General features: G+C 68.9%; 27 protein-coding genes. 21 read left to right on the top strand and 6 right to left on the bottom strand.

Going from position 1 to position 26,709, the window contains the following annotated elements:
- Positions 1-76 precede the first annotated feature (76 nt).
- From NLI01S_RS23045 to NLI01S_RS23075, 7 genes are all read left to right on the top strand, one after another.
- On the top strand, positions 77-598 hold the full coding sequence (locus NLI01S_RS23045; protein ID WP_067608410.1) for a MarR family transcriptional regulator: 522 nt from the start codon (positions 77-79) through the stop codon (positions 596-598).
- Between the two features lie 71 nt (positions 599-669).
- On the top strand, positions 670-2,400 hold the full coding sequence (locus NLI01S_RS23050; RefSeq protein WP_067608413.1) for an acyl-CoA mutase large subunit family protein: 1,731 nt from the start codon (positions 670-672) through the stop codon (positions 2,398-2,400).
- Positions 2,401-2,683: 283 nt separating this feature from the next.
- Complete coding sequence (locus tag NLI01S_RS23055; protein ID WP_067608416.1) at positions 2,684-3,631, top strand: tetratricopeptide repeat protein; 948 nt, start codon at positions 2,684-2,686, stop codon at positions 3,629-3,631.
- Positions 3,632-3,835: 204 nt separating this feature from the next.
- Entirely contained in the window at positions 3,836-4,558 is a 723-nt protein-coding gene (locus tag NLI01S_RS23060; protein WP_067608419.1) for a cytidylate kinase-like family protein, read from the top strand.
- A gap of 343 nt (positions 4,559-4,901) precedes the next feature.
- A complete protein-coding gene (locus tag NLI01S_RS23065; protein WP_067608423.1) occupies positions 4,902-6,305 on the top strand; it encodes an NAD-dependent malic enzyme in 1,404 nt (467 codons plus the stop codon).
- A gap of 63 nt (positions 6,306-6,368) precedes the next feature.
- Positions 6,369-6,950 carry a YqgE/AlgH family protein gene (locus NLI01S_RS23070; RefSeq protein ID WP_067608426.1) on the top strand — a complete coding sequence of 194 codons (582 nt, stop codon included), beginning with the start codon at positions 6,369-6,371 and terminating at the stop codon, positions 6,948-6,950.
- 82 nt (positions 6,951-7,032) lie between these two features.
- Positions 7,033-7,275 (top strand): DUF3039 domain-containing protein, encoded by a 243-nt coding sequence (locus NLI01S_RS23075; protein ID WP_067608429.1) that lies wholly within the window; start codon positions 7,033-7,035, stop codon positions 7,273-7,275.
- Between the two features lie 86 nt (positions 7,276-7,361).
- Here NLI01S_RS23075 and NLI01S_RS23080 read toward each other — a convergent pair whose 3' ends face one another.
- Complete coding sequence (locus NLI01S_RS23080) at positions 7,362-9,293, bottom strand: HtaA domain-containing protein (protein WP_067608432.1); 1,932 nt, start codon at positions 9,291-9,293, stop codon at positions 7,362-7,364.
- Between the two features lie 250 nt (positions 9,294-9,543).
- A complete protein-coding gene (locus NLI01S_RS23085; RefSeq protein WP_067608435.1) occupies positions 9,544-10,965 on the bottom strand; it encodes a cell wall protein in 1,422 nt (473 codons plus the stop codon).
- A 242-nt stretch (positions 10,966-11,207) separates the two neighbouring features.
- On the opposite strand from NLI01S_RS23085, the gene NLI01S_RS23090 reads away from it, so the two are divergent.
- The 7 genes from NLI01S_RS23090 (at position 11,208) to NLI01S_RS23120 (ending at position 18,469) form a co-directional block, all read left to right on the top strand.
- Complete coding sequence (locus NLI01S_RS23090; RefSeq protein WP_067608438.1) at positions 11,208-12,329, top strand: heme/hemin ABC transporter substrate-binding protein; 1,122 nt, start codon at positions 11,208-11,210, stop codon at positions 12,327-12,329.
- Positions 12,326-13,441, top strand: a complete 1,116-nt coding sequence (locus NLI01S_RS23095; protein WP_067608441.1) for a FecCD family ABC transporter permease — start codon at positions 12,326-12,328, stop codon at positions 13,439-13,441. The genes NLI01S_RS23090 and NLI01S_RS23095 overlap by 4 nt, the downstream gene beginning before the upstream one ends.
- Positions 13,438-14,352, top strand: a complete 915-nt coding sequence (locus NLI01S_RS23100) for a heme ABC transporter ATP-binding protein (protein ID WP_067608444.1) — start codon at positions 13,438-13,440, stop codon at positions 14,350-14,352. The genes NLI01S_RS23095 and NLI01S_RS23100 overlap by 4 nt, the downstream gene beginning before the upstream one ends.
- A gap of 6 nt (positions 14,353-14,358) precedes the next feature.
- Entirely contained in the window at positions 14,359-15,153 is a 795-nt protein-coding gene (locus NLI01S_RS23105) for a class E sortase (protein ID WP_067608447.1), read from the top strand.
- A gap of 13 nt (positions 15,154-15,166) precedes the next feature.
- Complete coding sequence (locus tag NLI01S_RS23110; RefSeq protein ID WP_067608450.1) at positions 15,167-15,442, top strand: hypothetical protein; 276 nt, start codon at positions 15,167-15,169, stop codon at positions 15,440-15,442.
- Positions 15,443-15,631: 189 nt separating this feature from the next.
- A complete protein-coding gene (locus NLI01S_RS23115) occupies positions 15,632-17,356 on the top strand; it encodes a DEAD/DEAH box helicase (RefSeq protein ID WP_067608453.1) in 1,725 nt (574 codons plus the stop codon).
- An 87-nt stretch (positions 17,357-17,443) separates the two neighbouring features.
- A complete protein-coding gene (locus NLI01S_RS23120; RefSeq protein ID WP_067608456.1) occupies positions 17,444-18,469 on the top strand; it encodes a zinc metalloprotease in 1,026 nt (341 codons plus the stop codon).
- Between the two features lie 47 nt (positions 18,470-18,516).
- Here NLI01S_RS23120 and NLI01S_RS23125 read toward each other — a convergent pair whose 3' ends face one another.
- Positions 18,517-18,849 carry a type II toxin-antitoxin system PemK/MazF family toxin gene (locus NLI01S_RS23125; protein WP_067608459.1) on the bottom strand — a complete coding sequence of 111 codons (333 nt, stop codon included), beginning with the start codon at positions 18,847-18,849 and terminating at the stop codon, positions 18,517-18,519.
- The gene (locus tag NLI01S_RS23130) at positions 18,846-19,103 is read right to left on the bottom strand and encodes a hypothetical protein (RefSeq protein WP_223809349.1); all 258 of its coding nucleotides are present in this window, start codon (positions 19,101-19,103) and stop codon (positions 18,846-18,848) included. The genes NLI01S_RS23125 and NLI01S_RS23130 overlap by 4 nt, the downstream gene beginning before the upstream one ends.
- 89 nt (positions 19,104-19,192) lie before the next feature.
- On the opposite strand from NLI01S_RS23130, the gene NLI01S_RS23135 reads away from it, so the two are divergent.
- Complete coding sequence (locus NLI01S_RS23135) at positions 19,193-20,200, top strand: tryptophan--tRNA ligase (RefSeq protein ID WP_067608462.1); 1,008 nt, start codon at positions 19,193-19,195, stop codon at positions 20,198-20,200.
- A 32-nt stretch (positions 20,201-20,232) separates the two neighbouring features.
- Here the strand turns inward: NLI01S_RS23135 and NLI01S_RS23140 are convergent, their stop codons facing one another.
- Together NLI01S_RS23140 and NLI01S_RS23145 are read right to left on the bottom strand one after the other, a co-directional pair.
- A complete protein-coding gene (locus NLI01S_RS23140; RefSeq protein ID WP_067608490.1) occupies positions 20,233-20,805 on the bottom strand; it encodes a nicotinamidase in 573 nt (190 codons plus the stop codon).
- Positions 20,806-20,846: 41 nt separating this feature from the next.
- Positions 20,847-22,148 (bottom strand): nicotinate phosphoribosyltransferase, encoded by a 1,302-nt coding sequence (locus NLI01S_RS23145; RefSeq protein ID WP_067608466.1) that lies wholly within the window; start codon positions 22,146-22,148, stop codon positions 20,847-20,849.
- A 107-nt stretch (positions 22,149-22,255) separates the two neighbouring features.
- Between NLI01S_RS23145 and NLI01S_RS23150 the strand changes: the two genes are divergently transcribed.
- The 6 genes from NLI01S_RS23150 (at position 22,256) to rdgB (ending at position 26,435) form a co-directional block, all read left to right on the top strand.
- Positions 22,256-22,678 carry a Mov34/MPN/PAD-1 family protein gene (locus NLI01S_RS23150; protein WP_067608469.1) on the top strand — a complete coding sequence of 141 codons (423 nt, stop codon included), beginning with the start codon at positions 22,256-22,258 and terminating at the stop codon, positions 22,676-22,678.
- Positions 22,679-22,772: 94 nt separating this feature from the next.
- Entirely contained in the window at positions 22,773-23,051 is a 279-nt protein-coding gene (locus tag NLI01S_RS23155) for a MoaD/ThiS family protein (protein WP_067608473.1), read from the top strand.
- Positions 23,052-23,059: 8 nt separating this feature from the next.
- The gene (locus tag NLI01S_RS23160) at positions 23,060-24,007 is read left to right on the top strand and encodes a PLP-dependent cysteine synthase family protein (protein ID WP_067608475.1); all 948 of its coding nucleotides are present in this window, start codon (positions 23,060-23,062) and stop codon (positions 24,005-24,007) included.
- 270 nt (positions 24,008-24,277) lie between these two features.
- On the top strand, positions 24,278-25,030 hold the full coding sequence (locus NLI01S_RS23165) for an MBL fold metallo-hydrolase (RefSeq protein WP_067608478.1): 753 nt from the start codon (positions 24,278-24,280) through the stop codon (positions 25,028-25,030).
- A gap of 56 nt (positions 25,031-25,086) precedes the next feature.
- Positions 25,087-25,812, top strand: coding sequence for a ribonuclease PH (rph, locus tag NLI01S_RS23170; protein ID WP_084392831.1), 726 nt, complete (start codon positions 25,087-25,089; stop codon positions 25,810-25,812).
- 17 nt (positions 25,813-25,829) lie between these two features.
- Positions 25,830-26,435, top strand: coding sequence for an RdgB/HAM1 family non-canonical purine NTP pyrophosphatase (gene rdgB / locus NLI01S_RS23175; RefSeq protein WP_067608484.1), 606 nt, complete (start codon positions 25,830-25,832; stop codon positions 26,433-26,435).
- The last annotated feature ends 274 nt before the right edge of the window (positions 26,436-26,709 follow it).

Genomic DNA, 26,709 nt, shown 5'->3' on the forward strand with positions numbered 1-26,709 from the left:
TTGGGCTCCCTCGCCTCATGCTCAGACCACGCACCCCTGGGAATTACTCATCTAGAGTGACGACGTGGGAAACCCTTTGAACCTTCCGTTCGACCCGATCGAACGCGCGCACGACAACTGGAGCCAGAGATGGGGCGCCTCGCCCGCGATGGCGGCGGTCACCTCGCTCATGCGCGCGCAACAGATCCTCATCGGTGAGCTGGACGGCACCCTCAAGCCGTTCGGCCTGACCTTCGCGCGCTACGAGGCGCTGGTCCTGCTCACCTTCAGCGCCTCCGGGTCGCTGCCCTTGGGCAAGATCGGCGAGCGCCTCATGGTGCACCCGACCAGCGTCACCAACACCATCGACCGCTTGGAGGGGCAGGGCTTCGTGCTGCGAATGCCCAATCCCAGCGATGGTCGAGGGGTGCTGGCGGAGATCACCGAGACGGGCCGCGAGGTCACCGAAGGGGCCACCCGGGCACTCCTGGGCATGGACTTCGGGGTGGGCTGCTACTCCGAGGAGGAGTTGTGGCGCATGCACGAGATGTTCGTGCGGCTCCGTGTCGACTTCGGTGACTTCCCCGCCCCGGTGGCGGAGGAAGCGCGAGGCGCCTGACCGGCCGAACGCCGTCCGCGCCGTCGCTCGCTCTTCTGTACATGCTTAGTTGGACGTCCTACTATTTGGGTATGGCGAACAGCACAGGAGACCTCACCAACGGCGGCGAGGCCCGGGACATCGAGGCCGGGCGCGAGCGCTGGCAGCGCAGGTACGACACCGCCCGCAAACGCGACGCCGACTTCACCTCCCTGTCCGGGAAGCCGCTCGAACCCGTCTACGGCCCGCGACCCGGTGCCGAGGTCCCCGGGTTCGAGCGCGTCGGCTGGCCCGGCGAGTACCCCTACACCCGGGGGCTCTACCCCACCGGCTACCGAGGTCGCGCCTGGACCATCCGCCAGTTCGCCGGCTTCGGCAACGCCACCCAGACCAACGAGCGCTACAAGATGATCCTCGCCTCCGGTGGCGGCGGGCTGTCCGTGGCCTTCGACATGCCCACGCTCATGGGCTACGACTCCGACTCCCCGCAGGCGCTGGGCGAGGTCGGCCATTGCGGTGTGGCCATCGACTCGGTCGCCGACATGGACCTGCTCTTCGACGGTATTCCCCTCGGCGAGACCACCACGTCCATGACCATCAGCGGCCCGGCCATCCCGGCGTTCTGCATGTACCTGGTGGCGGCCGAACGTCAGGGAGTCGACATCGGCACCCTCAACGGCACGCTGCAGACCGACATCTTCAAGGAGTACATCGCCCAGAAGGAGTGGTTGTACCCGCCCGAACCCCACCTGCGCCTCATCGGCGACCTGATGGAGTACTGCGCGGAGCACATCCCGGCCTTCAAGCCGCTCTCGGTCTCGGGCTACCACATCCGTGAAGCCGGGGCCACGGCCGCCCAGGAGCTCGCCTATACGCTCGCGGACGGCTTCGGCTACGTCGAACTCGGTCTGTCCCGCGGGCTGGACATCGACCGGTTCGCCCCCGGCCTGTCGTTCTTCTTCGACGCCCACATCGACTTCTTCGAGGAGATCGCCAAGTTCCGCGCCGCCCGCCGCATCTGGGCCCGCTGGATCCGCGACGTCTACGGCGCCAAGAGCGAGAAGGCCCAGTGGCTGCGGTTCCACACCCAGACCGCCGGGGTGTCCCTCACCGCGCAACAGCCTTACAACAACGTGGTGCGCACCGCGGTGGAGGCCCTTTCGGCGGTCCTGGGCGGAACCAACTCACTGCACACCAACGCGCTCGACGAGACCCTGGCCCTGCCCACCGAACAGTCCGCCGAGATCGCCCTGCGCACCCAACAGGTCCTCATGGAGGAGACCGGGGTGGTCAACGTCGCCGACCCGCTCGGCGGCTCCTGGTACGTGGAGGCCCTCACCGACGAGATCGAGGCCGAGGCCGAGCGCATCTTCGCGCACATCCGCCACATGGGTGGAGGTGAGGACGTCGAACACGCCATCGGCCCGATGACCTCCGGCATCCTCGCCGGGATCGACAACGGTTACTTCGGCGCCGAGATCGCCGAGTCCGCCTACCAGTACCAGCAGGCCCTGGAGAAGGGTGACAAGCGCATCGTCGGCGTCAACTGCCACACCAACACGGTCTCCGGGGAACTCGACATCCTCAAGATCAGCCACGAGGTGGAGCACGAGCAAAAGCGCGTCCTCGCCGACCGCAAGGGCGCGCGCGAGCAGGCCGTCGTCGACCGTGCCCTGGCCCGACTCCTGGAGGGTGTGCGGGCCGACGAGGGCAACCTCATCCCGCTCATCATGGACGCGGCCCGGGCCGAGGCGACGCTCGGCGAGATCTGCGCGACCATGGGCGAGGAGTTCGGCACCTACACCGAGGATCCACAGTTCTGAGCGGCAGTGTTTTCCAGCGCCTCCGCTTCGCTTCGGCGTGTTCGGGCGTCTGGGAGTCAGGAATGGGTTGAAGGAAACACAGCGGCACCTACGGTGTGATGGCTCGTTCCTCGCGATCACACCTGCGGCACCTCCCCGGGTTTTCGAAGAATAGGGCCTGACGGCGCCCGAACGGGCACCCCCGTGTCGTCCATGAAGGAAAACCCTGACCGCCGTCCCGGGCTTGGGGCCCGAGGCGGTACGGAGTCCTCGTACCGCCTCGGGATGGGGCAGGATAGGGAGTATGCAGCCTTCGGACTTTTCACCGAACAGTGCGGTCGACCTCGGGGCGCGCAAGGCGGCCTTGGAACGTGAGGCCAAGCAGCGCGCCGATGAGTCGGCCGGTCGTACCAACCCCTTCGCCGTCAACGTCGACGAGGCGACCTTCCAGCAGGTGCTGGAGAGCTCTATGTCGGCGCCGGTCGTCCTCGCGGTCCTCGCGGGCTGGTCCGAGCAGTCCAAACAGGTCGAGGACGCCCTGGACAACCTCTCCAGGGGCTCCGGCGGCAACTGGATCCTGGGCAAGATCGACAGTGAGGCCAGCCCCCAGCTGGTGCAAGCGCTGCGCGTGCAGGGCGCCCCGAGCATCATCATCGCCGTCCAGGGGCAGGTCATGCCGCTGATGCAGGGCCCGGCGACCGAGGAGCAGCTCCGTGAGGGGCTCACCCAGGTCTTCGGCGCCTTGGCCCAGCAGGGCATGCTCCCACCAGGGCACCCCGGCACGGTGGACGGCGACCCCTCCGCGATGCCCGAGGACCAGGGCGCCCCCGAACCCGAGGCCGACCCGGTCGACGTCGAGGCGCAGGCCGCTCTGGAACGCGGCGACTTCGACGCGGCCGCCGCGGTGTTCGAGAAGGCGCTGGCCGCCGACCCCAAGAACGCCGAGGTCAAGGCCAAGCTGGCGCAGGTGCGCCTGATCGGCCGGCTTCAGGACGTGGACCCCGAGGCCGCGCTGCGGGCCGCGGCCGACCGCCCGAACGACGTCGACGCCCAGATCACCGTGTCCGACGTCTTCATGTACGGCGGCAAGTTCGACGACGCCTTCGACCGCCTCATCGACACGATCAAGCGCACCGCCGATGAGGACCGGAACAAGGCCCGCGAACACCTGCTGTCCCTGTTCGACCTACTGCCGGCCGGGGACCCGCGCGTGGGCGCGGCCCGTCGCAAGCTCACCTCCGCCCTGTTCTGATCGGATGCCGGCCGGTGTCCGTTCTCCGAGTTTTCTTGGAACGGTCACCGGCCGGAGGGCTCCACCCGTTCATGCCCGATCATGGCAAATCGTGCGGTATTTGCCGTAGTGAAGACGGGTGGGATGGTCGCCCTCTCGCCGGGTAAAAGAACTACACGGCGGACCGCGAAGACGCGGTCCACAGGGCGACCGGGCAGGTGGACCATGACGACCGACCGCACCCCCCACCCCGGCGGAGCTCCCGTCGTGACGATCTCGGCCACCTTCGGAGCCGGCGGCAGCGTCATCGGCCCGGCCATCGCCGCCCGACTGGGCGTCCCCTTCCTCGATCGCGCGGTCCCCAGCGCCGTCGCCGAACAGATCGGCTGTTCGCTCGACGAGGCCCTCCAACGCGACGACCGCGCTCCGGGCGGTTTCGAGCGTCTCCTCGCCGGCGCCGCCCGGTTGCCCACCGTCACCCTGGGCAGTGCCGACACCGCCTATTTCGGCGCCATGGACGACGAGGGCCGTCTCCTCTACGACCACGAATTCGTCGAACAGACCGAACGGGTCATCAAGGACGTGGCCCGTGGCGGTGGGGTCGTCCTCGGTCGTGCCGCCGCTGTGATCCTGGCCGACCACCCGGGCGCGCTGCACATACGGCTGGACGGCAGCCGCCAGGCCCGCCTGCGTCGAGCCCGCCGCCTGTGGGAGCTCGGGGACCGGGAGGAGTTCGGTGGCAAGGGGTGGGGCCCCACCCCGCCCACCGCGAAGATGCTGAACGACAACGACCGCGCCCGTGCCTCCTACGTGCGCCGGTTCTACCGGGTCGATCCGGCCGATCCGGGCCACTACCACCTGGTGGTCGACTCCGCCGTGCTCTCCACCGACGCGTGTGCGGACATGGTGGTTCGGGCCGCCGAAGACCGTGCCAGTGGTAGGAATTAATGCGATTTTTTCCGCAAGCGTTAATTGTCGTCTTGTGCTGACGTTCCCCCCTTGACTCAGGTAGGGTGAAGCGACTCGGTTGTGGGTTTCCAGCCAGCCCCCGGCCGTCAACCGAGCCCCCGCTTTCGAAGGCAGCCCCTCTACGGATGCCACGGCGGGAAGCGTCGCCGGCACGGAGAACGAACCCCCGTGTTCCCGGCGCGCGAGAGCCGACCAGAGCCACCGGGGCGGATCCATGGCGTGCAGGGCCACAGCCGTTCCGGGGTCGGTACGTACGTCCACGGGAGGGGCCGCCGGTGCGTCCCGCGGACGGATGACACCAGCCAAAGCCAAGGAGCAACACGTGGCCACCCTTCCCAGCGTTTCGTACTCCATCACCGTCCGACTGGAACTGGACGCCGGAGGCAGTGCGGTCGGCAGTCTCACCAACGCGGTGGAGCAGGTCGGCGGCATGATCACCGCCCTCGACGTGGCGGCCGCTGGGCACGAGCGCATCCGCATCGACGTCACCTGCGCCGCCCGCGACACCGAGCACGCCCAGGCGATCGTCGACGCCCTCGGCGCCGTCGATGGGGTCGTCGTCCACAAGGTCAGCGACCGCACCTTCCTCATGCACCTCGGTGGCAAGATCGAGATGAAGTCGAAGGTGCCACTGCGCAACCGCGACGAACTCTCCATGGCCTACACCCCCGGAGTCGCCCGTGTCTCCCAGGCCATCGCAGCCAACAAGGACGACGCCCGCCGCCTGACCATCAAGCGCAACAGCGTCGCCGTGGTCACCGACGGATCCGCCGTGCTGGGCCTGGGCAACATCGGTCCCGAGGCCGCCATGCCCGTCATGGAGGGCAAGGCCGCCCTGTTCAAACGCTTCTCCGACATCGACGCATGGCCCATCGCCCTGGACACCCAGGACGTCGATGAGATCGTCCGAACCGTCCAGCTGATCGCCCCCGGGTTCGGCGGCATCAACCTGGAGGACATCTCCGCCCCGCGCTGCTTCGAGGTCGAGGCCCGTCTGCGCGAACTCCTGGACGTCCCCGTCTTCCACGACGACCAGCACGGCACCGCCATCGTCGTCCTGGCGGCCCTGCGCAACGCCCTGCGTGTGGTCGGCAAGAAGCTGTCCGAGGTCCGCGTCGTCATGTCCGGCGCCGGAGCGGCCGGTACCGCCATCCTCAAGCTGCTCATGCACGCCGGCGCGCGCGACATCATCGTCAACGACGTGCACGGCTCCGTCCACTCCGGACGCGAGGACCTGGACGACAACCTGAGCTGGATCGCCGAGCACACCAACCAGGGTGGCTACAGCGGCGACCTCAAGGGCGCCATCGCCGGAGCCGACGTGTTCATCGGCGTCTCCGCCCCGAACCTGCTCGACGGTGGGGACATCGCCGAGATGAACGAGGACTCGATCATCTTCGCGCTGGCCAACCCCGACCCGGAGGTCGACCCCGACGTCGCGCACCTGCACGCCTCGGTCGTGGCCACCGGACGCAGCGACTACCCGAACCAGATCAACAACGTGCTGGTCTTCCCGGGCTTCTTCCGCGGACTGCTGGACGCCCAGAGCCACAACGTCACCTCGGACATGATGGTCGCCGCCGCCGAAGCTCTCGCCGACGTCGTCACCGAGGACGAACTGGGTCCGAACTACATCATCCCGAGCGTCTTCCACCCGGAGCTGTCCACCCATGTGGCCAACGCGGTCCGCGAGGTGGCTCAGCGCGGTCAGGAGACCAAGGCCTGAACCGTCTCGCCGAACCTTCCTGAGGGGGCGTCCGGCCGGTCGCTTTTCGGGTAAAGGTTGACCATGGACCAGTCGACTCTGACCGGGCGCCTACTGGTGGCCGCCCCCTTGCTCCAAGAGGATTCCTTTCGCCGTTCGGTGGTGTTCGTCGTCGACGACGCCGTCGACGGCACCCTCGGGGTGATCCTCAACCGCCCGCTGGAACTTCCGGTGGGCGAGGTCGTGAACTCGTGGAGCGCATACGCCAGTTCCCCGGCGGTGATGTTCTCGGGCGGGCCGGTGGGCACCGACTCCGGCATCGCCCTGGGTAGCGCCGCCCCCGAGGAGGCGCCCCCGGGTTGGTCCCCGTTGGTGGATCCGTCCTCCGGAACAGGACTGGACGGCGTGGGCGTTGTGGACCTGGACGGTCCGCCCGAGGTACTCGGCTCCTCCCTGGCGGCGCTGCGCGTCTTCGCCGGCTACTCCGGTTGGGGTTCGGGGCAGCTCGAGGGGGAGATCGAGGAGGGCGCCTGGTTCGTGGTCGACGCGTTCGCCGACGACCTCTTCGGTGTCGCCCCCGAAGGGTTGTGGTCACGGGTCCTGCGCCGCCAGGGCGGAGAGATGGCCCTGTTGTCGACCTACCCGGACGATCCCACCATGAACTGAGCACAAGCTTGTCCTCGGTGAGACTGAGACGGGCCGCCGCACCCTATACCGTGGGGTCCAGACGTTGAAAGGTGTGAGGACGATGTCGATGGACGTCCTGAACAAGGTTCTTCCGGACAGCGAGACCAGGCCGGACCTCTCGCACGACGATGGTGATCGCGAGCGGTTCGCGCACTACGTGCAGAAGGAGAAGATCACCCAGAGCGCGGTGACCGGTGACCCGGTGATCGCCCTGTGCGGCAAGGTGTGGGTCCCCAACCGCGACCCGAAGAAGTTCCCCGTGTGCCCGGAGTGCAAGCAGGCGTACGAGGACATGATGAAGTAGGCGGCCCTTCCGGTCGCACTCAAAAGGCCTTGACCCACCCCGCGGGTGAGCCAAGGCCTTCGTCGTGTCCGAGGCGGGCCGGGAGCCTAGGGTTCGGTGTCTTCGGAGTCGGTGCCGTCCGCGCCGTTGCGTCGGCGTGAGACCGCGATGGCCACGCCGCCCGCCGCCACGGCGACCGCGGCCGCCGTCAGCAGACCGGTCAGGGCGGTACCGGTGCTGGGCAGCCCGGGCTTGCCGCCGCCCTCACCGTCACCTCCGCCGTCACCGGGGCCGGGGGTCGACTCGCCATCGCCGCCGCCGCCATCGCCGCCGCCGGGGACCCGGACGTCCTCGTCCACGCTCACTGTCAGCGAGATCGGGTCCAGCCGCTCACCCTCGACGTAGAAGTCGGCGAACGCGGGAGCGCCTTCGGCGGTGAGGGCGGTCGGGATCGGCTCCCAGCTCAACACACCCTCCTCGACCTCGGCCTCGACACCGGACAGGTCCAGGTCGGCCAGGGCGACGTCGTCGTAGGTGACGAGCTCGGCGTCGGTCAGGGACTTGCTGACCACGTCGGCGTACAGGGTGCCCGCCTCGCCGTCGATCTCCACACGCGGGTCGGTGACGGACACGTACAGCAGCGGGTCGGCGTCACCGTAGACGTGGCCCTCGAAGAGCACGGTACCGGTGAAGTCGATCTCGGCGGTGACCTCGTCCAGGTTCGCCCCACCGGTGGCGTCGGTGAAGGAGAAGGTCCCGTCGTCGCCACGGGTGGCGCCTTCCGAGGTACTGATCTCACCGGCGGCGATGTCGCCCTCGATGTAGTTGCGGAAGGACTCCTTGACGCCCCAGTCGGCGCGGCCGTTGAACACGGTCAGGTCGCCCTCGGGGAGTTCTCCGTCGCCGCTTCCACCGTCGTCGTCACCATCGCCGTCGCCGTCGTCGCCGCCCTCACCCTCGTCCTCGGTGGCGAAGGAGATCGGGGTCCACACGTCCTGGTCGCGGTTGCCGATGTCGGTGTGGTCGTTGAAGACCGCGACGTAGCACCGCGTCTCGACGCAGTCGTAGGTCGTCTCTTCGGCGTCGTAGGCACCGGACACCTCGACCTCGGTGGAGAAGGTGCCTTCGTCACCGGGAGCGTCGGCCCCGCGCAGCCACACCGCGCCGGTGTGGTGCTCCGGGAAGGAGTCCGCCGACCGCTCGGCGGCCGTCAGGGCGACGTACACGCCCTGACCGGGACGGAAACCGGTGCCGTCGACGGTGACGGTCTCGCCCTCGGGGTTCAGCTCCTCGGTCTTGGAGACGGTGACCTTCGGGTCATGGGCGGGCTCACCCGGCTCACCGGGCTCGCCGCCCTCCACGGCCGTGGCGGTGAAGGACAGCGGGTCCATCGGTTCGCCCGCACCATAGAATTCCGCGAAGGCCTCGACCGCGTCGGCGTGCAGGGTGCCCGCCTCGGAGGTGAAGGCGAGGTCGTCGCCGTCCACGACCAGTTCGGCGCCGGTCAGCTCGGCCACGGTGACCTCGCCGAACTCGACCAGGTCACCGGGGGGCACGCTCGGGTTCGCGCCGTTGAACTCGCGGCTGGTGACGTCGGCGTACACGGTGGCGGAGCCGTCGCCGTCGAACTCCACGCGCGGGTCGGCGACATGGACCTCAAGGACCGCGCCCTGATCGTAGTCGTGGCCGGCGAAGACCACCCGGCCGCCGAAGCTCACCTCACCGGAGGCGTCCTCTTTGGAGACGGAGCCCTCCACGGTCGGGAAGTCGAAGGTCCCGTCGTCGTTGACGCTCGCGCCGTCGGACGCGGTGATCTCGCCCCCGGCGATGGGGCCGCCGATGTAGTTGCGGAAGGACTGCTTGACACCCCAGGTGGCGGAACCGCCGTCCAGGGAGACGGGTGCCTCGTCTGCCATCGCGGCCGGGGCGGCCGCCACGGTGAGGGAGGCCCCGAGGGCCGCCGCGCCCATGTATGCGGTGAGGGAGCGCAGTGCCCGCCGGGCCCTGCCGTCACCCTCACGGGTTGTGTCGGTGCTCATGTGATCGGTGGTTCCAATCGTGTCGGGGGAGAGGTGACTCGGTCTCGATCGCGCGTCGGGGCCGGGATGGTGCGGGGGGTGGTGGGTTCGCGCTGAGCGGGCGCGACGGTACCCACCAAGGGAGAGTGGGATCAGGAGGGGCAGACTCGGCCTCCGCCCGCCCAGGTGTGCACACTCGTGTGGGTCCTGAGCCGGATGTGATCGGTGGGATCGGCGGGGCCCGTTGAGAGGGTCCCGCCGTCCCTCGAGATCACGCGTTGGTCGGGTCGGCGTCGCTCGCGCGGCGTCGGGTCGCCACCAGCGCGGTGACACCGGCCAGCGAAGCCACCACGGCGGTCAGCAACAGCCCCACCAGTGGAGCACCGGTCCGAGCCAGGGGACCGTCGCCGCCGGATCCGGAGCCGCTCGTACCGCCGGCGCCGCCGGAACCCGAGCCGGAACCCGCACCCTCGTCGGAGCTGGAGCCACCGCCGGAGGCACTGCCGGTACCGTCGCCGTCGCCCGCCTGGCCCGCGAAGGTCACCGGGACGAACTCGTCCTGGCCACGGTCGCTGGAGCGGGTGTGGTCGTTGCGGGTCACCACGGCGCACTCGGTGCCGGCCGCGGTGCAGTCGGTGTTGTCGTCCTTGGCCTTGACGGCCAGTTCCACGGTGAAGCCGCCGTCGGTCCCCCCACCCGTGTAGGGGGTGGCCAGACCCTCGCCGTAGGGCGGCGGGTTGCTGGAGATCCAGGCGGACGAACCGCCCTCGCCTTCCATGTCCACCCCACCGATGCACGGCCCGGGCGCGACGCTCGAACCGGCGTTGGCGGTGTCGCACAGGGCCACGTAGATGCCCTTGGCGGTGTCGTAGCCGGAACCGGTGACGGTCACGGTTTCCCCGTCGGGGTCGATCCCGCTGGTCTTGGAGACGGTGAGCGACAGATCGCCCGGCGTTCGGGGCAGGGCCTGGGGAGCGTTGTGCGGGGCCGCCCGCTGCGCGCTCCGGGGAGTGGTCTGCGGCCGGCTCTCGGGAACGGCGGCGGGCACGGCGAAGGCGACCGGAACCGCGGCCACGGGCGCGGGTGCGGTGGGGGACGCGGGCGCGAGCACCGGGGTGCTCATTCCCGCACCGGGCTCGGCGACCACACCGTCATCGGCGGGTTCGCCCGGCGCACCCGGCTCCTCCACCTCGACCGCTTCATCCATCTCGTCCGCTTCATCCATCTCGTCCGTCTCGTCCGTCTCGTCCGTCCGCTCGGGCGGCTCGGTGCCGAGGACGACGATCTCGAAGGGATCCTCCCTGGTGTCCAGGCCCGCTTCGGCGGCGAAGTCGACACCGGTGTCGAGGGTGACGCTGAACAGACCGCGCCCGTCCACGTCGGTGGCGACGGTGTTGTCGTCGTCGAGTACGGCGGCCTGGTCGACCTCGTTGGTGTCGAGTGCCTCGGCGGGAACGGCGCGCGTGGTGATCTCGATCCGGGAACCGGGGGCGTGCCCGATCCCGGCGACCGTGACGCTGTCGCCCTCGGGGTCGAGCCCCTGGGTCCGGTTCACGGTGGTGGTTCGTGGGTGGAGTGGTTCGTCGATGGGTTCGGCGAGCACCGTCGAGGGTGCGCCGGCGATCAGGAGTGTCGCCGCGGCGACGGTGGCCAGGGGTGGGACAAGCCCACGGAGGGGAACCGCTGCTCGCATCAGTGGCCTTAGTTGTCGGGCGGGTCGGATGAGGAACCGACCTCCGCGTGGGGTGGGAGAATCGATTTTAGGTTATGCTTACCTAGGTGAAGTGAGCCTTGCCTAACACGATCCGGCGCCGAAGTAGTTGACCACTGAAGCGATGGGGTTGTCAAGAATCTGACGACCTGTCATATAAAAGGTCTCGTCGCGGCCCCTCCGCGACCCCGCCCGGCATCCCGGCTCAACCGAAAGCGATCGCCATGCCCCACGCCGTCCCCCGAACCCTCCCGCGCGGTGGCCTCGGCCCGCTCGCCATCGCCATCGCCTGCACCCTGGCCCTGACCGCCTGCACGGGGCCCGACGCCCCCGCGGACGCGTCAGGGAACGCGGGCGACATCCCGGACCTCTCCGAGAACCGCCTCCAGGTCCTGGACGAGGCCGCGGTCCCCGAACTCCCCGTCACCGTCGAATCCGTGGTCCTCGACCCCTACCGCTCCTCCTCCGACCCCCTGGAGTACGAGGACGTCGAGGTGACCGACGCCGAACGCGTCCTCCCGCTCACCGGAAGCCTCGCCGAGATCGTCTTCACGCTCGGCCTGGGCGACAACGTGGTCGGCCGCGACGTGGCCGCCACCTTCGACGAGGCCGCCGACCTGCCCGTCATCAGCGAAGGGCACGAGGTCTCCGCCGAGACGGTCCTGGCCCTCCAACCCACCGTGATCCTCGCCGACACCCAGACCGGCCCACCCGAGGTGATCGAACAGATCCAGAACTCCGGCATCCCCGTCGTCATCGTGGAGGAGGCCTGGTCCATCGACGAGATGTACCCCCGCTTCGAACGCGTGGCCCAAGCCCTGGGCGTCCCAGTCTCCGGCACCATCCTGGCCGAACGCACCCAGGAACAGATGGCGCAGGTGCGCGAGAGTTCCCTGGAGACCAGCGGTGATCCCCTCGTCGCCTTCCTCTATCTGAGGGGCACCGCCGGCGTGTACCTGCTCGGCGGCCCCGGCTCGGGCGCCGACGCCCTGCTCGAAGAGATCGGAGCACGCGACGCCGGTGTCGAGATGGGCCTGACCACGGCCTTCACCCCCATCACCACCGAAGCGCTCATCGAGGCCCGCCCCGACGTCCTGCTGGTCATGACCAAGGGACTGGAATCGGTCGGCGGTGTCTCCGGGCTCGCCGAGATCCCCGGCGTCGCGCAGACCCCGGCCGGACAGAACCAGGCCGTCATCGACTTCGAGGACGGCGTCCTGCTCAACTTCGGCCCCCGTACCCCGCAGGTCATCACCACCATGGCCGAGGAACTCGCCGCGGTCACCGGCGAGGTCGGCGAGACCGGCGAGACCGGCGACGCCTCGGGCATGGAGGGCGACGAGTGACCGCCCTGTCCCAGCGCCCCACCGCCGGAGCCGACGAAGCCCCCGCGGACGACGGCGGGGTCACCCCCGGGACGCTCGGCCGACGCCTGCGCGCCACCGTGCTGATCACGGTCCTGTCCGTCGGACTCGTCGTCGTCTCCGTGATCGCCGCCGGAGTGGGCGCCTACCCGATCCCCGCCGGCCAGGTCGCCGCGTCCCTCCTGGACGCGGCGGGCCTGCGGATCGGTGCCCTGCCCGACCAGATCGCACGGACCGTCCTGTGGGACGTGCGCCTACCCCGGGTGGTCCTGGCCGTCATGGTCGGCGCCGCCCTGGGCAGCGCCGGCGCCATGATGCAGGGCATCTTCGGCAACCCCCTAGCCGAACCCGGCGTCATCGGCGTCTCCTCCGGCGCGGCCGTCGGCGCGATCGTGGTCATCTTCACCGGCCTGACCGTGCTCGGTCACTGGACGATCATCGCGTCGGCGTTCGTCTTCGGCCTGCTCACCACGTTGTTCGTGTACGTGTTCGCACGCTCCGGCGGCCGTACCGAGGTCGTCACCCTGCTGCTCACCGGCATCGCGGTCAACGCCATCGCCGGCGCGGCCATCGGGCTGATGACCAACTTCTCCCAGGACGCCGAGATCCAGACCATCACCTTCTGGCAGCTGGGCAGCGTCTCCACCGCCACTTGGTCGAAGGTCGCCGCGATCGCGCCGTGCCTGCTGCTGGGCCTGTCGGTCATCCCGTTCTACGCGCGCAAGCTCGACCTGTTGTCCCTCGGTGAGGGACCCGCCCGCCACCTGGGCGTGGACGTCGAACGCATGCGCTTGGTGATCATCACCGCGATGGCGTTGCTGACCTCCGCCGCGGTCGCCTTCGCCGGCATCGTCGCGTTCGTCGGACTGGTCGTACCGCACATCATCCGGATGGTCACCGGGCCCGGACACCGGGTGCTGCTGCCCGCCTCGGCGCTGGGTGGCGGGCTGCTCCTGCTCACCGCCGACCTGCTCGCCCGCACCGCGGCCGCCCCCGCCGAGATCCCGCTCGGCGTGGTGACCGCGGCCCTGGGCGGACCGTTCTTCTTCTACCTGCTGCACCGCACCCGCGCCAAGCAAGGAGGCTGGTCATGACCACGGGTTCCCTGCTGCGCCGCCGGTTCGCGTCCGCCGTCGCCCCGCTCACCCGGGCACCCGGTCGGCCCGAACCCATCGAACCCGGCACCCCCGTGGTCCGAGCGGAGGGGGTCACCATCCGTCGGGGCGGACGTACCCTGCTCGACGGGGTCGATCTCACGGTCCGTTCCGGGGAGCTGCTGGCACTGGTCGGTCCCAACGGCGCCGGCAAGTCCACGCTGCTGCGCGCCGTTTCCGGTGACGTCACCGGAGCACCCGGTAAGGGGGAGCGGGACTCGGGCACGGTGCGCCTGTTCGACCGGCCGCTGGGGGAGTGGACACCGCCCGAACTCGCACTGCGCCGCGCCGTTCTGCCCCAGGAGGCCACGGTCGGTTTCCCGTTCTCCGTGCACGAACTCGTCGGCATGGGGCGGGCGCCCTGGACCGGGTCGAGCACCCCCGATCAGGACGCCGCACTCGTGCGCGAGGCCATGGCGCGGGTCGGTGTCGAACATCTCGCCGACCGACGTTTCCCCACGCTCTCCGGTGGCGAACGAGCCCGCGTGATGCTGGCCCGCGTATTGGCCCAGGACACCTCCCTGCTCCTGTTGGACGAACCCACCGCGGCCCTGGACATCCGCCACCAGGAACTCGTTCTGGGCATCGCGCGTACACTGGCGTCCCATGGTGGGGCGGTTATCGTGGTCCTGCACGATTTGGGGCTTGCGGCCGCGTACGCCCATCGTGTGGCGGTACTCTCCGGAGGACGGGTCGCAGCGCAGGGCACCCCCGCCGACGTCTTCACCGCGTCGTTGCTCAGCGCCGTGTACCGACACGAGGTCGAAGTACTGCCGCATCCGCGTACGGGGGTCCCGCTCGTCGTCCCACTCCGGTCACCCGGGTGCACACGAAAGCGTCCACAGGAGTAGGTCGTATTGGTGTCCACAACTGAACGGCAGTCGCGCGATGAGCCCCACCCCGAGAACGAGGAGCCCCGCCCCCGCTCCTCCCGAGGCGGGAGGCGGCGCGCCCGTAAACCGAAGACCACCCCCGGTGACGTCGTCCGCGGCTTCGTACGGTTCTTCGGCGAGATCCTGCTGACCGCGGGTCTGCTGATGCTCTTCTACGCCGGCTACGAGGTGTACGGCTCACAGTGGGAGACCGACCGCGAACAGCAGGGACTGGCGGACGGGCTCGACGAGGCCTGGGCCGACGCGCAGGAGACCGAACAGGGGCCCGACTCGGAGCCGCTGCCCGGTAGCGCCGACAGCCGCCTGTACGTTCCGAGCCTGGACCTGGACTGGGTCGTCGTCAACGGCACCGAGCCCGACGACATCCGCTACAGCCCCGGTCGCTACACCCAGTTCGACAGCGCCCCCGGTGAGATGGGCAACTACGGCGTGGCCGCCCACCGCACCCCCGGCCTGTTCTGGGACCTCGACCTGCTCGACGAGGGCGACGTCATGGTCCTGGAGGACGGCGAGAACTTCTACACCTACGAGGTCTTCCACGAGGAGACCGTGTTGCCCGAGGACTTCTGGGTGGTCACCCCCGACCCCTTCGAGGACGCCTCGGCAGAGGAGCCCGGACGCGCGCTGCTCACCCTCACCACCTGCGCGCCCAAGCTCAACAACACGCACCGGCTCATCGTCTGGGCGGAACTGGCCGAGACCACGCCCAAGTCCGAGGGCATGCCGGAGTCCATCGCGCACATGGCGCCGGAAGCCTAGGGAGGGTTCACGAATGTACGGCCTGATCTGGCGAGTCCTGCCGGGACCATGGGCGTCGAAGTTCATCATGATGGTCGGCCTGCTCGCGGGCGGCGCCGCGCTGCTGTGGTTCTTCGCCTTCCCGGCGATCTCCCCCCACATGCCGTTCAACGACGGCGCCGTGGACACGTCCGACTTCGGCGGTGGAGAGGACCCCGCCGGCGCGCCCGGGGAGGACGCCGAATCGACCGGTGATGAACTGGGAGGCGATCCCGAGGCCGACCCGGAAGCCGAAGAGGGCGGCGTCTAGGACACGAGGCAAGACAGCGGTTTCGACGCTGAAGAGGAACAACAGGGCGGCGCGGTGCACGGGCACCGTGCCGCCCGTCGTGAGGTGGTGGAATGGTGGGTCGCTGTGCGCGGCGCCACTGCCGGGGCTCCGTCTTCCGGACCGGGCAACCACTAACCTCGAGCAGGTGAGCAACGGGGGACGAGACGAATGACGGTGACGCAGACCTCGCAAGAGGATCGCCTGAGCGGCCTTCGGGCCTGGCAGAGGGAGGCCTTCGAGGAGTACTTCCGCAGGCAGCCGCGCGACTTCCTCGCGGTGGCCACCCCTGGCGCGGGCAAGACCACCTTCGCCCTCACCCTGGCCAGTGAGCTCCTCCAACGGCACGCCGTGCGTTCGATCACCATCGTCTGCCCCACCGAGCACCTCAAGAAGCAGTGGGCGGAGGCCGCGGCGAGGTTCGGGATCCCCATCGACCCCGAGTTCAAGAACGGGCAGGGCGCGCTGGGGCGTCAGTACCTCGGCGCGGCCGTCACCTACGCGCAGGTGGCCGCGCATCCGATGCTGCACCGCAACCGCACCGAGGCGCGCAAGACCCTGGTGATCTTCGACGAGGTCCACCACGCCGGCGACGCCCTGTCCTGGGGCGAGGCGGTACGGGAGGCCTTCGACCCGGCCACCCGAAGGCTGTCGCTGACCGGTACGCCGTTCCGCTCCGACATCAATCCCATCCCGTTCGTGGACTACGTCCAGGACGGCGCCGGGGTCAGGCGGTGCTCGTGGGACTACAGCTACGGGTACGCGCCCGCGTTGGAGGACGGCGTGGTGCGCCCGGTCATCTTCATGGCCTACTCCGGTGAGATGCGCTGGCGGACCAAGGCCGGTGACGAGCTCGCCGCACGCCTGGGCGAACCGCTCACCCAGGACGCGCTCTCCCAGGCCTGGCGAGCGGCGCTCGACCCCAAGGGCGACTGGATCAAGAAGGTCCTACAGGCCGCGGACCGGCGCCTGACCGAGGTCCGAAAGACGCACCCGGACGCCGGTGCGCTGGTCATCGCCAGCGACCACGAGAACGCCCGCGCCTATTCACGGATCCTGCGGCAGATCACCGGTAAGGGCGCCACCGTGGTGCTCTCCGACGACCCCACGGCCTCCAAGAAGATCTCGCGGTTCGCCGCCGGCGACGATCGTTGGATGGTCGCGGTGCGCATGGTCTCCGAAGGTGTGGACGTGCCCCGTCTGATGGTGGGCGTGTACGCCACCTCCACCAGCACCCCGCTTTTCTTCGCGCAGGCCATCGGGCGTTTCGTGCGGGTCCGCAAGCGTGGCGAGGTGGCGTCGGTGTTCCTGCCGTCGGTGCCCACGCTGTTGGAGTACGCGGGCGAGATGGAGCGCGAGCGCGACCACGTCCTGGACAAGACACCCGGTGACGACGAGTACCCGGAGGAGGACCTGCTCCGGGAGGCGAACAAGAAGAAGGACTCACCGGACGCGGGGGAGGAGCTCCCGTTCGAGACGATGGAGTCCGCCGCCGAGTTCGACCGGGCCCTGTACGACGGTCTGGAGTACGGGGGCGGCGCCGCGGGGTCCAGCGAGGAGGAGGACTTCCTCGGGCTGCCCGGGCTGCTCGACCCCGACCAGGTCTCGCAGCTGTTGCGCAAGCGCAAGGCGGACCTGAAGGCGAGCGAGCTCAAGGCCAAGGGCAAGCAGGAACCGGAGGAGGCCAAGGGGCCCACGCACCAGGTCCTGGCCGACCTGCGTCGCGAACTCAGCGGGTTGGTGGGGGCCTGGCACCACCGGACCGGAAAACCGCACGGTGCCATCCACAACGAGCTGCGGCGCGCCTGTGGTGGGCCGCCGGTCGCACAGGCCACCCCGGACCAGATCCAGGAGCGCATCGCCAAGCTGCGTGCCTGGGCCGTCGGGCAGAAATAGTCACCGACCAGTCGAATCGGGCAAATACTTCGCAACGCCGCGCAAGGCAGACAAACTGTGGGCAACGGCTTAACTACCGTGCGTGAGATGATCCGACGAAGCTCTCGCGGTGGCACAGCCGCGCTCTGGTCCGGACTGTCCCTTTGCGCGGTCACGTTGACCGGTCTGGTGGCGAGTACCTCACCGGAGCCGGCCACCCAGGAGGTGGCGGCTCCGGAGAACGTCTCGGCGGCCACGATGACGAACGAACCGTACTGCCCACCCGGCACGGAACCGGTCTCGGAGGCCGAACGCAGGGTCGCGGACCCGGACGCCGGTCCCTCCGACAGCGCGGAGGTCACCCCGGAACAGGCCGCCGAGTACCAGGACCGCCTCCGTCGGGCCATGGACCGGGTCCGTGACCATGAGGCCGCCGCGCCCTACACCGTGCCCGTGGTCATGCACGTGATCTCCGCGAGCGACGGCAGTGGCGAGATCTCCGACGCACGCATCGATGACCAGGTGGACGTGCTCAACCGGGCGTACCGGGGCGAGTACGCGCAGGGCTCGGAGGGCACCGACACAGAGTTCCGCTTCGAGCTCGCCGACGTCACGCGGACCGAGAACGACACCTGGTTCCGCGACTTCGGAGAGCAGCGCGACGAGATCCGCGCCGAACTGCGCCAGGGCGGCCCCGAGACCCTGAACATCTACACCGCGGACCTGGGCAGCGGCCTGCTGGGCTTCTCCACGTTCCCGCAGGACTACGCCGACGACCCCGACCAGGACGGGGTCGCGATCGCGCACGACACCCTGCCCGGCGGTGACCGCGAGAAGTTCAACGAGGGGCACACCGGCACGCACGAGGTGGGGCACTGGCTGGGCTTGTTCCACACCTTCCAGAACGGTTGCGAGAGTCCGGGCGACTACGTCGACGACACCCCCTACGAACGCGAGGCCGCCTCCGGGTGTCCCGAGGGACGGGACACCTGCCCCGAAAGAGAGGGCGAGGATCCGGTCACCAACTTCATGAACTACAGCGACGACGCCTGCATGACCCACTTCACCAAGGGGCAGGCGGATCGCATGGCCGAGCACTGGGCCGCCTTCCGTGAGGGCGCGCCACAGGCCTGACCCGGGTTCGTGGCGTCACGCCACCCGTGGCGCCACGAATCGCCACCTCAAAGGGCGAGTAGTCTGCGCAGGACCGTTTCCACCTCGAACAGCACGAGATCGTCGACACGACCGAACCGGCGTCCGAGCCGTTCGGGAGAGATCGAGCGCAGGTCCTCGCACTTGGCGTAGCTGATCGCTTTCAGGCCCGAGGAACCCGGCTCGATCTCCACATGGGTCCGACTTCCCCGGTGGGTTCGGGTCAACGGGACCGCCATGACCACGGGTGGGTGGGACTCCAACCAGAGTTGAGCGTTGACCAGGAGAACCGGACGGCGCACCCCTTGTTCGTGGCCGACCGGGTCTCCCAAGTCGGCCATGTGGATCTCGCCTCGTTTCACCAGGCTTCCTCTGCGGTCAGTTCGTCGTCCCCCTGGTCTGAGAGGTCGTCCTGGAGTGTCCGGTCATCGAGGCGGGCACGCCGGTCCTCCTTGGCGAGGCTCTCGTTGTACACGCGCACGTCGGACCAGAACTCCAACTCCTCGGCCTCGTCCAGTGCCTCTTCGATCGCGCGAGCCATGGTGACGTGGCGGTGTCTCGCCCTCTTGCTGATGCGCTCTCTCAGGGATCGTGGGACCTTGATCGTGGTATCCATGGAAGGCATACTGAAAGTATGCCTCAGGGATGGAGGCTTGGCCATAAGTCGGGCGGGGAACGGGTGGTGCGCGCCGTTAGGCTTGGGACATGGCAGCCAACACGTACCTGACCGGGATCAAGCCCACCGGCGACTTCCACCTGGGCAACTACATCGGCGCGATCAAGCCCGCCCTCGCGGCCGCCGAACGCTATGACACCTTCTACTTCATCGCGGACTATCACGCGCTCAACATCATCAAGGACGCGGACGAGCTCCGTCACAGCATCCGGTCGGGCGCTGCCACCTGGCTGGCCTGCGGGCTCGACCCCGAGCGCACGGTCTTCTACCGCCAGTCCTCCATCCCCGAGACCTTCGAGCTCACCACCATCCTGAGCACCCTCACCCCCAAGGGGCTCATGAACCGCGCGCACGCCTACAAGGCCGTCCGGGACCGCAACACCGAGGCGGGCGTCACCGACCTCGACTCGGGCGTCAACATGGGGCTGTACAACTACCCCATCCTCATGGCCGCGGACATCCTCGTCATGGAGGGCACCCAGGTCCCCGTCGGCCGGGACCAGTCGCAGCACATCGAGTACACCGCCGACATCGCCGGGTACTTCAACCACCGCTTCGGGGATTCCTACAGCTTCCCGATCCCCAAGGGCGTCATCGACGACAGCGACGCGAGCATCCTGCCCGGCACCGACGGCCGCAAGATGAGCAAGTCCTACGACAACCACATCCCGCTGTTCCTGTCGCAGAAGAAGCTCCGCAAGGCCATCAACCGGATCCCCACCGACTCCACCCCGGTGGAGGACCCCAAGGACCCGGACTCCTCGATCCCGTTCCAGCTGCTCACGCACTTCGCCGACGCCGACAAGGTCGCCGACGTGCGCAAGCGTCTGGAGGCCGGCGGCATGGGCTGGGGCGACCTCAAGAAGGAGCTGTTCGAGGCGGTCGACACCGAACTCGGCCCCAAGCGCGCCCGTTACGAGGAGCTCATGGCCTCCGAGACCGAGCTCGACGACATCCTCGCCTCCGGCCTGGACCGCGCCCGTGAGCGCGCCCGCCGGGTCCTGAAGGACGTTCGCTCGGCGATCGGTATCGGCTAGGTCCGCATCGGAGGAGGGGGCGGGCCCGGGACTCAGCCGACCAGCGGCTCGCCCTCCAGCTCCACACCGGCCGCGCGCAGCTGCTCCAACGCCGACTCGACGGTGGGCGCGGCCACGCCCGCGGTCAGACCGAGCAGCACCCGTGTCCGGAACCCCTCGTTCAGGGCGTCCAGCGCGGTGGCCCGCACACAGTGGTCGGTGGCGATGCCCACCACGTCCACCTCGTCCACCTTCCGTTCGCGCAGCCACGCGACCAGGGTCGTCTCACCGTCTGGCGCGGTCCCCTCGAAACCGCTGTAGGCCGCCGTGTACCGCCCCTTGTCGAAGACCTCCTCCACCACCGAGGCGTCGAAGTCGGCGTGGAACTCCGCGCCGGGGCTGCCGACCACGCAGTGCGGTGGCCAGGTGTCCACGAAGTCGGGGGTGTCGGAGAAGTGCGCCCCAGGGTCGATGTGGTGGTCACGGGTCGCCACCACGTGGTCGTAGCCGCCGGCGCGGGAGTACTCGGTGACGGCGGCCGCGGTACGCGCTCCGCCCTTCACACCGAGGCTGCCGCCCTCGCAGAAATCATTCTGTACGTCCACCACGATGAGTGCCTTCGTCACTTCCGGCACCTCTCTTCCAGGTTCGGGTCGGGTCTGGGACTTCAATGGAAGACCGTCGGCAGCGAGGCGTCGCCGCGGGACATCCGCAACGCCTGCTCCGGCAGCTCCGCCACGGTCGCCCGGTGGCGTTCACGGGCCTGATGGACCGTCTCCCGGCCCACGATCTCCCCGTCGACGACCAGCGGCCGCAGCAACGAACGAGTACCGACGACCTCGCCAGGGTCGTGCGGGTACACCTCCTCGGCCACCGCGATGCCCTTGTCGTCCAACCGGCGTACCGACCACTTGCGGCCGCCCCGGCTCGGCTTGCCGACCGAGCGCTTGGCGACCGGTTCCAGCGAGGCGTCGTCCGCCAGGCCGCGCGCCCGCGCCACCAGTTTGTACACCAGCGAGACGGTAGGGGCTCCCGAACCCGTGACCAGGGACGTCCCCACGCCATAGCCGTCCACCGGGGCCACGGCCAGAGCCTGGATGGAGTGCTCGTCGAGGTCGCCGGTGACCACGATCTCGGTGTCGGTGGCGCCGAGCCCGTCGAGCTGGGCGCGTACCCGGGACGCGGTCGCGCCCAGGTCGCCCGAGTCGATCCGGACGGCCCCGAGCTCCTTGCCGGCCAACTCCACGGCGTGACGCACCGCGCGTTCGACGTCGTAGGTGTCCACCAGCAGGGTGGTGCCCTTGCCCATGGATTCCAGCTGGGCCTTGAACGCGTGCTGTTCACTGTCGTGCAGCAGGGTGAAGGCGTGCGCCGCGGTGCCGCCGGTCGGCACCCCGAACGAGCGTCCCGCCTCCAGGTTGGAGGAGGTCGCGAACCCCGCCACGTAGGCGGCACGGGCCGAGGCCACGGCGGAGTGCTCCTGGGTGCGGCGCGATCCCATCTCGATGAGCGGGCGGTCGCCGGCCGCGACGGACATGCGACTGGCGGCCGAAGCGATCGCGCTGTCGTGGTTGTAGACCGACAGGGCGAGGGTCTCCAGGATCACGGCCTCGGCGAACGTGCCCTCCACCACGAGGATGGGTGAACCCGGGAAGTAGGCCTCGCCCTCGCCGTAGCCCCAGACGTCACCCGAGAAGCGGTAGTCGGCGAGCCACTCCAAGGTGGACTCGTCCACGACACCGTGGTCGGACAGGAAGTCCAGTTCCGCACGGCCGAAGCGGAAGCGTTCCAGTAGGTCCAGGAAGCGCCCGGTGCCCGCCACGACGCCGTAACGACGGCCTTCGGGCAGGCGCCTGGCGAACATCTCGAACACCGACCTGCGTGCGGCGGCACCGCTGTGCAGGGCGCCCTGGAGCATCGTCAGTTCATAGTGGTCGGTGAGCAGCGCACTGCTGCCGTCCTCTCTCATAGGGGCGAGCCTATTCGTTGAGGGTTCGAGCTTCACAGCCGCCCCACCAGCCGGGGCAACAATACCCACTCGGTTGGTAGAGAAGAATGGGTGGGTACTCTGGAGCCATGCTGAGGATTGACCGCTCGATCTACGACCAGATCGTCGCACACGCCCGCCGCGACCACCCCGACGAGGCGTGTGGTGTCGTCGCCGGCCCCGAGGGCACCGGCCGCCCGGAGCGGTTCATCGAGATGCTCAACGCCGAACGGTCACCGACCTTCTACCGTTTCGACTCGATCGAGCAGCTCAAGGTCTGGCGTGGGATGGACGACCGCGACGAGGAACCCGTCGTGATCTACCACTCCCACACCGCGACCGAGGCCTACCCCTCGCGCACCGACATCGCCTACGCCTCCGAGCCCGGGGCCCACTACGTCCTCGTCTCCACCCGTGAGCCCGACACCGTCGAGTTCCGCTCCTACCGGATCGTCGACGGTGAGGTCACCGAGGAACCGGTGGAGATCACCGAGGGCGACGGCGGCCAGTAGGCTCCGCCACCGGCAGGGACCCGTCCGGAATGAGGGCGGAGTGTCTCCTGTTGGACATGAACGCACAACTACGACCGCTAACGGAGTCACCTTCATGGCCATCGAGGTCCGCATCCCCACCATCCTGCGCAACCTGACCGACGACGCCAAGGTCGTCGAGGGGTCCGGCGCCACCCTCGGTGAGCTGTTCACCGACCTGGACAGCCGTCACCCCGGCATCGCCGAGCGTCTGGTGGAGAACGGCAAGCTGCGCCGCTTCATCAACGTCTACCTCAACGACGAGGACGTCCGATTCGTCGGTGGGCTCGAGGCCAAGCTCTCCGACGGCGACAACGTGACCGTCCTGCCCGCCGTCGCCGGCGGAAGCCGCTGAGGACGGCCATGCGCTACGACTCCCTACTCGACTCCCTCGGCGGCACGCCGCTCATCGGCCTGCCCCGACTCTCACCCTCGCCGAGGGTGCGGTTGTGGGCGAAGCTGGAGGACCGCAACCCCACCGGTTCGATCAAGGATCGCGCCGCGTTCTTCATGATCGAGCAGGCCGAGAAGGACGGGGTGCTCTCCCCGGGGTGCACGATCCTGGAGCCGACGTCGGGGAACACCGGCATCTCACTGGCGATGGTCGCCAAACTGCGCGGCTACCGCATGGTCTGTGTCATGCCGGAGAACACCTCCGCCGAGCGCAAGCAGTTGCTCGCCATGTGGGGCGCCGAGGTCCACTTCTCCGACGCCGCGGGCGGGTCCAACGAGGCCGTCCGCGTCGCCAAGGAGATGGCCGCGGCCAACCCCGACTGGGTGATGCTGTACCAGTACGGCAACCCGGCCAACGCCCGCGCCCACTACGAGACCACCGGGCCCGAGCTGCTGGCCGACCTGCCGGAGATCACCCACTTCGTGGCGGGCCTCGGTACGACCGGAACCCTCATGGGAGTGGGGCGTTACCTGCGCGAGCACAAGCCCGACATCCAGATCGTCGCCGCCGAACCCCGGTACGGCGAGCTCGTCTACGGTCTGCGCAACATCGACGAGGGGTTCATCCCCGAGCTCTATGACGAGTCGGTGCTCACCACCCGTTTCTCCGTCCCCTCCGACGCCGCGCTCAAGCGGACCAGGGAACTCCTGGCCAAGGAGGGCGTCTTCGCGGGGGTCTCCACGGGCGGCGCCCTGCACGCCGCGCTGGGGATGGCGCGCAAGGCCGAACGGGAGGAGCGGTCCGCCGACATCGCGTTCGTCGTCGCCGACGCCGGATGGAAGTATCTGTCCACCGGCGCCTACGAGGGGACCATCGAAGAGGCGGAGGAGCGCTTGGAGGGCCAACTCTGGGCCTGACCCGAGCTTCGTGACGGAGACCGGTCGCTGGTGCGGCCGGTCTCTTGTCATATTCGGTCAAAACGGTCATCTCTGATCAATTGGTGTGAAAAATTCACACGTGACCGAGGTCGCCTGAGATGCGGGCCACATTTTGTACCACCGAGGCGGCCATTGGGGTACACCCGTAACAACGGCACATCCGCAGAACCAGCCGCCACCCGCACTCCCCGCGCACAGCCACCATGGGGCCACGGAGGCAGAGCGGCCGACCGAGAAGGCGACGACGACGTGCGACTCACGATTATCGGGTCCTCCGGGAGTTTCCCCGGGCCGGACAGCCCGGCCTCCTGTTACCTGGTCGAGGCCGGTGGATACCGCCTGCTTCTGGACCTTGGCAACGGCGCCCTGGGCGCCCTCCAGCGCTACACGGACCTCTACTCCATCGACGCCGTGTACCTCAGTCACCTGCACACCGACCACTGCGCCGACATGTGCGCCTACTGGGTCGCCCGCATGTACTCGCCCGACGGAACCAAGCCGCGCATCCCCGTCTACGGGCCCGCCGGGGTCTCCGACCGACTCGCCCAGATCTACGGACTGGACTCAGACCCCGGCATGACCGAGGCCTTCGACTTCCACGAGCTCAGCCCCGGTGAGTTCCGCATCGGACCGATGACCGCACGCGTGGACAGGGTCAACCACCCCGTCGACGCCTTCGGTATCCGGCTCGAACACGAGGGCGCCTCCCTCGCCTACTCCGGGGACACCGGCGCGTGCGATTCCCTGATCGACCTGGCCCGGGGGGTCGACCTCTTCCTCTGCGAGGCCGCCTTCCACGACCACCTCGAACACCCCAAGGACATGCACCTGACCGGTAGTGAGGCAGGCGACCACGCCGACCGGGCCGGGGTCCGCAAACTCCTGCTGACCCACCTGGTGCCCTGGAACGACGACGACGTCACCATGTCCGAGGCCCGTTCCACCTTCGCCGGCGACATCGAACTCGCCCGAGGCGGACAGGTCCACCGGATCGGCGGCTGAGCGGCTGAACGGCGGCCTAGTCATGAGACGGTTCGACCGGAGATACGCTCATGACCATGGCTCGACCTGACGGACGCGTTCCGACCCAACTTCGCCCTGTGACCATCACCCGCAACTGGCTCCGCCAGGCGGAAGGTTCCGCGCTCATCGAGTTCGGAGACACCCGTGTGCTCTGCGCGGCCACCGTCGAGGACGGTGTGCCCCGCTGGCGGAGAGGGACCGGCGAGGGGTGGGTCACCGCCGAGTACGCCATGCTTCCGCGCGCCACCGACACCCGTGGTGCCCGGGAGTCCGTGCGCGGCAAGATCGGTGGACGTACCCACGAGATCTCCCGGTTGATCGGCCGCTCCCTGCGTGCCGTCGTCGACTTCAAGGCGATGGGCGAACACACCATCACCCTGGACTGCGACGTGCTCCAGGCCGACGGTGGAACCCGCACCGCGGCGATCACCGGTGCCTACGTGGCCCTCGCCGACGCGATGAAGTACCTGCGTAAGAAGCGCAAGCTCAAGACCAATCCGCTCATCGGCTCGCTCTCCGCGGTGAGTGTCGGCGTGGTGCAGGGACAGCCCAGGCTGGACCTGAACTACCTGGAGGACTCCGTCGCCGACACCGACATGAACGTCGTGATCACCGGTGACGGCAAGTTCATCGAGGTGCAGGGCACCGCGGAGGGGCAGGGCGCGGCGTTCGACCGCGAGCTCCTCGACAAATTGCTCGACCTCGCCACCAATGGTTGTGAGGAACTGACCGCGATCCAGAAGAAGAGCCTGTCCGAGTAGGACCGGGGGAGTCGACCGTGAAGATCGTGCTGGCCACGCGCAACGCGAAGAAGGTACCGGAGATGCGCGCCATCCTCGCCGCGGCGGGGGTGGAGGCCGAGGTCCTCGCCTTGGACGCGTTCCCCGACGCACCCGAGGTTCCCGAGACCGAGGCGACCTTCGTCGGAAACGCCCGGCTGAAGGCGAAGGCGATCGCGGCGCACACCGGTCTGCCCGCGGTGGCCGACGACTCGGGGTTGAGCGTGGACGAACTGCGGGGGATGCCCGGAGTCCTCTCCGCCCGATGGTCCGGCCGTTTCGGTGCGCGGAACCAGGACCGGGCCAACCTGGAACTGGTCCTGGACCAGCTCGCCGATACCCCGCGGGAGCGCCGAGGCGCTCGGTTCGTGTGCGCTGCCGTGCTGGTGATGCCCGACGGGACCGAGAGGTCGGCCGAAGGCGTTCTGAGTGGACACCTGGTCGGGGCACCCCGGGGGGAGAACGGGTTCGGTTACGACCCGGTCTTCGTTCCCGAGGGCCACGATCGAACCACGGCGGAACTGACCGCCGAGGAGAAGAACGCGATCAGCCACCGGGGCATCGCCTTCCGAGCCTTGGCCGAAGAACTGGCCGAACTGGTGTGACCAGGGTGGGACGGGCCGGCTTCGGTCCGTCCCACCCCGGATCGAACCCAGAGCACGGAAAAATCTTGGTTCCGGGGTTTGCCGGGCCGGCGCCCGGGGCAGGACGGTTCTTGCCTGACAAGCAAGCCGATCCAAGGTCGCCGGACTCGACGTCGACGTGCGGGTGTCGTCAGGGACGACAGCGCCATCAAGGTCGGAAGGCCCGGACACATCGGGGATCTCCTCACCGGATCGGGTCGATTTGACGTCACCGAGACGGTTGCCTAGACTCAGC

It is taken from the genome of Nocardiopsis listeri NBRC 13360, from assembly GCF_001570765.1.
Taxonomy (GTDB): domain Bacteria; phylum Actinomycetota; class Actinomycetes; order Streptosporangiales; family Streptosporangiaceae; genus Nocardiopsis; species Nocardiopsis listeri.